The organism is Streptococcus pseudopneumoniae (assembly GCF_001072375.1).
Classification (GTDB): Bacteria; Bacillota; Bacilli; order Lactobacillales; family Streptococcaceae; genus Streptococcus; species Streptococcus pseudopneumoniae_L.
This window is the reverse complement of sequence record NZ_JVKV01000053.1, coordinates 1-5,525: the sequence shown is the minus strand read 5'-3', so window position 1 is coordinate 5,525 and position 5,525 is coordinate 1. Positions and strand designations below refer to the sequence as shown.

Annotated in this window: 5 protein-coding genes; 2 read left to right on the top strand and 3 right to left on the bottom strand. The window is 40.6% G+C overall.

Features of this window, described 5'->3' with window-relative positions; translation table 11 throughout:
* Positions 1–202, top strand: a 202-nt coding sequence (locus tag ADH31_RS04295; protein WP_049509161.1) for an LPXTG cell wall anchor domain-containing protein, incomplete at its 5' end; no start/stop codon positions are given.
* Positions 203–643: 441 nt separating this feature from the next.
* Positions 644–1,927, top strand: coding sequence for a trigger factor (gene tig / locus ADH31_RS04290; protein ID WP_049509160.1), 1,284 nt, complete (start codon positions 644–646; stop codon positions 1,925–1,927).
* Between the two features lie 46 nt (positions 1,928–1,973).
* Here the strand turns inward: tig and ADH31_RS04285 are convergent, their stop codons facing one another.
* From ADH31_RS04285 to ADH31_RS04275, 3 genes are all read right to left on the bottom strand, one after another.
* Positions 1,974–4,340, bottom strand: coding sequence for an ATP-dependent RecD-like DNA helicase (locus tag ADH31_RS04285; protein ID WP_049509159.1), 2,367 nt, complete (start codon positions 4,338–4,340; stop codon positions 1,974–1,976).
* Between the two features lie 100 nt (positions 4,341–4,440).
* Positions 4,441–5,055, bottom strand: coding sequence for a signal peptidase I (gene lepB / locus ADH31_RS04280; RefSeq protein WP_049509158.1), 615 nt, complete (start codon positions 5,053–5,055; stop codon positions 4,441–4,443).
* 3 nt (positions 5,056–5,058) lie between these two features.
* A partial coding sequence (locus tag ADH31_RS04275; RefSeq protein WP_049509157.1) for a ribonuclease HIII occupies positions 5,059–5,525 on the bottom strand: 467 nt, incomplete at its 5' end.

The window sequence follows — 5,525 nt, the reverse complement described above, 5'->3', positions numbered from 1 at the left end:
GACTCCAGTGACTCCAGTTACCCCAGTGACTCCAGTGACTCCAGAGAAACCAGTAGCTCCAGAGAAACCAACCTCTGCTAAAGAAAATACTCCTCAGTTGCCAAATACTGGTACTGAAGATCATACTAGCTTAGCAGCACTTGGACTTCTTGGAGTAATGAGTGGATTTGGACTTGTAGTTCGTAAGAAAAAAGAAGATTAAAATAAAAATTTAATCCTATTGAAATTACTTCGGACTAGATGATAGAGTCTATAGCATTAAGAGGACAAACATTTTAAGAATGTTTGTCTTCTTTTTAGTTATCAAATTTGGTATTCAATATTACCTTACAATACTTTATAGAGATAGTTTTGTATGTGTAATACTCAAAATGAATCAAACTTAATTTTTTATGTGGAACACTTTATGCAATTGAAAATATACTCTCAAAGAATGTTCAAAATTAAAATAATAATACTTGGAAATACTAGCTAAAAACTAACTCTAGAATGTCAAAAATTTACTAAATTTTCCTGAGTAGACTAAGATAGAAAATTATAAAAAATGTGTTTTAGCCAGATTTATCTGCATTAGTCTAGCTTTTATCAATGGAAAATGTTATAATAGACTGTATTTAAAAAAATTTTAAGGAGAAATGACAGAATGTCTGTATCATTTGAAAACAAAGAAACAAACCGTGGTGTCTTGACTTTCACTATCTCTCAAGACCAAATCAAACCAGAATTGGACCGTGTATTTAACTCAGTAAAGAAATCTCTTAACGTTCCTGGTTTCCGTAAAGGTCATCTTCCACGTCCTATCTTCGATCAAAAATTTGGTGAAGAGTCACTTTACCAAGACGTTATGAACGCTCTTTTGCCAAACGCTTATGAAGCAGCTGTAAAAGAAGCTGGTCTTGAAGTCGTTGCACAACCAAAAATTGACGTAACTTCAATGGAAAAAGGTCAAGATTGGGTTATCACTGCTGAAGTTGTTACAAAACCTGAAGTTAAATTGGGTGACTACAAAAACCTTGAAGTATCAGTTGATGTAGAAAAAGAAGTAACTGATGCTGATGTTGAAGAGCGTATCGAACGTGAACGCAACAACTTGGCTGAATTGGTTATCAAAGAAGCTGCTGCTGAAAATGGCGATACTGTTGTTATCGACTTTGTTGGTTCTATCGACGGTGTTGAATTTGACGGTGGAAAAGGTGAAAACTTCTCACTTGGACTTGGTTCAGGTCAATTCATCCCTGGTTTCGAAGACCAATTGGTAGGTCACTCAGCTGGTGAAACTGTAGACGTTATCGTAACATTCCCAGAAGACTACCAAGCTGAAGACCTTGCTGGTAAAGAAGCTAAATTCGTAACAACTATCCACGAAGTAAAAGCGAAAGAAGTTCCAGCTCTTGACGATGAACTTGCAAAGGACATCGATGAAGAAGTTGAAACTCTTGCTGAATTGAAAGAAAAATACCGCAAGGAATTGGCTGCTGCTAAAGAAGAAGCATACAAGGATGCAGTTGAAGGTGCAGCAATTGATAAAGCTGTAGAAAACGCTGAAATCGTAGAACTTCCAGAAGAAATGATCCACGAAGAAGTTCACCGTTCAGTAAATGAATTCCTTGGAAACTTGCAACGTCAAGGTATCAACCCTGACATGTACTTCCAAATCACTGGAACTACTCAAGAAGATCTTCACAAACAATACGAAGCAGAAGCTGAGTCACGTACTAAGACTAACCTTGTTATCGAAGCAGTTGCGAAAGCTGAAGGATTTGACGCTTCAGAAGAAGAAATCCAAAAAGAAATCGAGCAATTGGCTGCAGATTACAACATGGAAGTTGCACAAGTACAAAGCTTGCTTTCAGCTGAAATGTTGAAACACGATATTGCAGTGAAGAAAGCTGTTGAATTGATCACAAGCACTGCAACAGTAAAATAATCTGAAAAGATAAAAGCCCACCGGATTCGGTGGGCTTTCTTGTACTTTATTTTCCGAAAAATTCCTGCAGGTCTTCTTCAGTAATCCCAATCATAGCTGGGATACTAGACCAGTTGTCTTCGGTTAGAATGTAGGATTGTTCAGTGTTAGTAGCTAGTGTAGTTTCAGAAGCTGATTTACCAGTTCCATCAGTTGATTCTATTAAGTCGCTGAAACGTTCAATCAGATAGGTCTTACGAGCTGTTCCGATATGTTGAGTTGCATAGTCAAAAGCCTGTAATTCACCTAATAAAATGAGTTTACTTTTGGCCCGAGTGATAGCAGTGTAGATGAGATTACGTTCTAACATGCGTTTGCTAGCACTAGTAATCGGAAGAATTACAACTGGAAACTCGCTACCCTGAGACTTGTGGATACTCATGGCATAGGCTAAGCGAATCTTGTACCATTCGTTTCGAGGATAGGAAACCTCGTTACCATCAAAATCGATGACAATCTCATCCTGCTTGGACTCGGTGTATTTTCCTGGAATCAAGTCTGTGATATAGCCTAAGTCTCCGTTAAAGACATTGACCTCTGCATCGTTGACTAGGTGGATAACCTTATCTCCTGTTCGATAGTGACACTGAGGAGCTTCAAAGCTAAGCTGGTCTTTTTGTGGAGGATTAAGGAGGTCTTGCATGAGCTGGTTGATGGCATCAATACCTGCAGTTCCACGGTACATAGGGGCAAGAACCTGAATATCGCGAGCAGGGATGCCACTTCTGATAGCAGCACCTAGGATTTTTTCAATGCTAGCAGGGATATGGCTACTAGCGATTTCAAAGTAGGAGCGGTCTGCTTTTTTCTGGGTAAAATCTGCAGGTAATATTCCCTGACGAATCTGACTAGCAAGCGTGACAATGGTTGACTCTTCGCTCTGACGGTAAATTCTTTCCAAGCGAGTCTGAGGAATCAAGGGAATATGAAGTAGGTCCGCTAGAACCTGTCCAGGGCTGACAGAAGGGAGCTGGTCGCTGTCGCCCACGATGAGGATTTTACTGTTAGAAGAGATGTTGGAGAAGAGTTGATTGGCCAGCCAAGTATCTACCATAGAAAACTCGTCAACGATGATAAAGTCAGCATCCAGATAATCTTCTAGATGACTGGTATCATCGTCGCCTGTCATTCCTAAATGACGGTGTATGGTCGCGCTTGGCAATCCTGTCAATTCATTCATGCGACGAGCCGCGCGACCAGTTGGAGCAGCTAGGAGAATGGGCAGATTGCTCTTTTTCTTGAGGTCAACTCCTTCTAAAAGAGCATAGACAGCGATAATCCCATTGATAACAGTAGTCTTACCTGTACCAGGTCCACCTGTCAGGATAAAGACCTTGTTCTGGATAGCATCGCAGATGGCTTGTTTTTGAATGCTATCATACTCAATTCCCAGTTCTTCCTCAACAGTTGTGATATGCTCTTGGATGGTTTCTAGATCCTGTTTTTTACTCTGACCTTTTTCGAGGATTCTGATGAGATGGCTGCGAATCCCTTCTTCTGCAAAAAAGAGGCTATTATCAAAGATTTTGGTGTCAATCTGCTGGACCTTATCTTCTTCAATCAGATAAGCAAGTTCTTGGGCAACTTGACTCGGATCTAGTTCGACTGGACGGGAGGATTCCAGAAGGTTGAGGGTTTGCTCCAACAAGTCTCTAGCTTCCATATAGGTATCTCCCGTCTCCATGCAACCTTGAAAGAGACTATGGACGAGACCAGCACGGAAGCGCTCGGGAGCTTGGCTCTCAATCCCCAATTCTTGGGCCAGTTGGTCAGCGATGGTAAATCCCAAGCCCTTGATATCCTCAACTAGTTGATAGGGATAGTTCTCAACAATATCTAGCGTTTCTTCCTTGTAAAAGTCTTGGATCTGAAAGGCTAGCTTATTTGGAATGCCGTAATTAGCCAGTTTAGCTAAGACCATCTCTGTTCCGTAATTAAGACGAAGGGTTGAGACAAAGGCTTCACGATTTTTAGCAGAGAGGCCAGAGATAGACTGGAGCTTGTCTGGATTTTCTAAAATTTTGTCAATAGTGTTTTCACCGTAGATATCCACGATTTTCTGAGCTGTTTTGAGTCCAATTCCCTTAAAATGACTGCCGGAAAAATACTTTACCAAGCCCTTACTAGTCGGCTTAGCTCTCTCATAGCGAGTCATTTGTAGTTGTTCACCATATTTGGAGTGTTGGACGATTTGTCCCCAAAAGGTGTATTCCTCTCCTTCAATGATATCAGCCATGGTACCTGTGACAATGATTTCATAATCATCAAAGTCTTCAGCATTGGTATCCTCAATATCTAGGAGTAAAATACGGAAAAAATTGCTGACATTTTCAAAAATAATGCGTTCAATGGTGCCTGAAAAATAAACTTCCATAAAATTCCTTACAATAGTGTCTGAGAAAATGTATCCCAGATTTAGTCAAAATAGAATGAGAAGAGGCTGAGATAGAAAATTCTCGGCCTCTTCCTAGTTTTTAAAACGTTCCGATACGCTTGAGTGGCCAGAAGCGGAATTTGGCTTCACCAGTGATATCTTTTGCCTTAAAGGTACCAACATGTCGACTGTCGCTAGATACCAGACGGTCATCACCCAGTAGGAGGTATTCACCCTCTGGTACAGTGAAGGTAAAGCTAGTGTTGTAATTAACATCTAGGGTAAAGGCCTGAGCCTTTTGAGCTAAAGTTCTAAAGTATTCTCCCTTTTTACCATCCCAACCAGTTCCAGTATAGGTGCTCTGGAGTTTATCTTCCTTGAAACGCTTGAGGTATTCTGCTAAATAGGGCTCATCAGTTTCTTGACCGTTAATATAGAGTTTATCGTTGTCATAACGAATGGTATCTCCTGGCATACCAATGACCCGCTTAACGATATCCTTGTTCCCGTCGTCTTCATGAGCAACCACAATATCAAAACGATTGATTGGGAGATGTTTAACCACAAAGAGGATTTCTCCATCTGCTAGGGTTGGATCCATGGAATGTCCTTCTACACGGACATTGCTCCAGAGAAAGAGACGGCTAAGACCTACTAGTGTGATCAGTAGGATGATAACTCCCCACTCTTTTAAAAATGATTTTAAATATTTCATAATTTACCTTTCTAGCATTTTTTTTGCTTTTTCAGTATTTTTAAAGTGTAGTTTGGCGCAGAAATTGAGTCCCTGCATACCATAAGCTTGGAGGATTTGGCTAGCTACCTTATCAGAAGCTGTTCCAGCCCCGCTTGGAAGTTGATAACCAAGTTCTCTACCCAGATTTTCGAGATTCTCTAGAAAGAGATCACGCGCAATGATAGAACTTACTGCGACAGCCAAGTACTTACCTTCAGCTTTTTCCTCTAGGCTGACTGCATTAGAAAAATGATTGGCTTCATTTTTTAAGTACTTCTCATAGTTTTGAGCACTCGTAAAAGCATCGATCACAATCTTTTCTGGCTGGACTCCCTTTTGGAGGAGGAGAAAAATCGCTTGATTATGCAGAGCTACCTTGACGGAAACGGCATTGTAGCGCTCCCCAATGACTTCATTATACTTACTTGGAGAAAGAAGCAGCGCTTGGT

Excerpts from the sequence above, each read along its gene's own strand:
- tig (WP_049509160.1), top strand. The coding sequence starts at position 644 with ATGTCTGTATCATTTGAAAACAAAGAAACAAACCGTGGTGTCTTGACT.
- ADH31_RS04285 (WP_049509159.1), bottom strand. The coding sequence starts at position 4,340 with ATGGAAGTTTATTTTTCAGGCACCATTGAACGCATTATTTTTGAAAAT.
- lepB (WP_049509158.1), bottom strand. The coding sequence starts at position 5,055 with ATGAAATATTTAAAATCATTTTTAAAAGAGTGGGGAGTTATCATCCTA.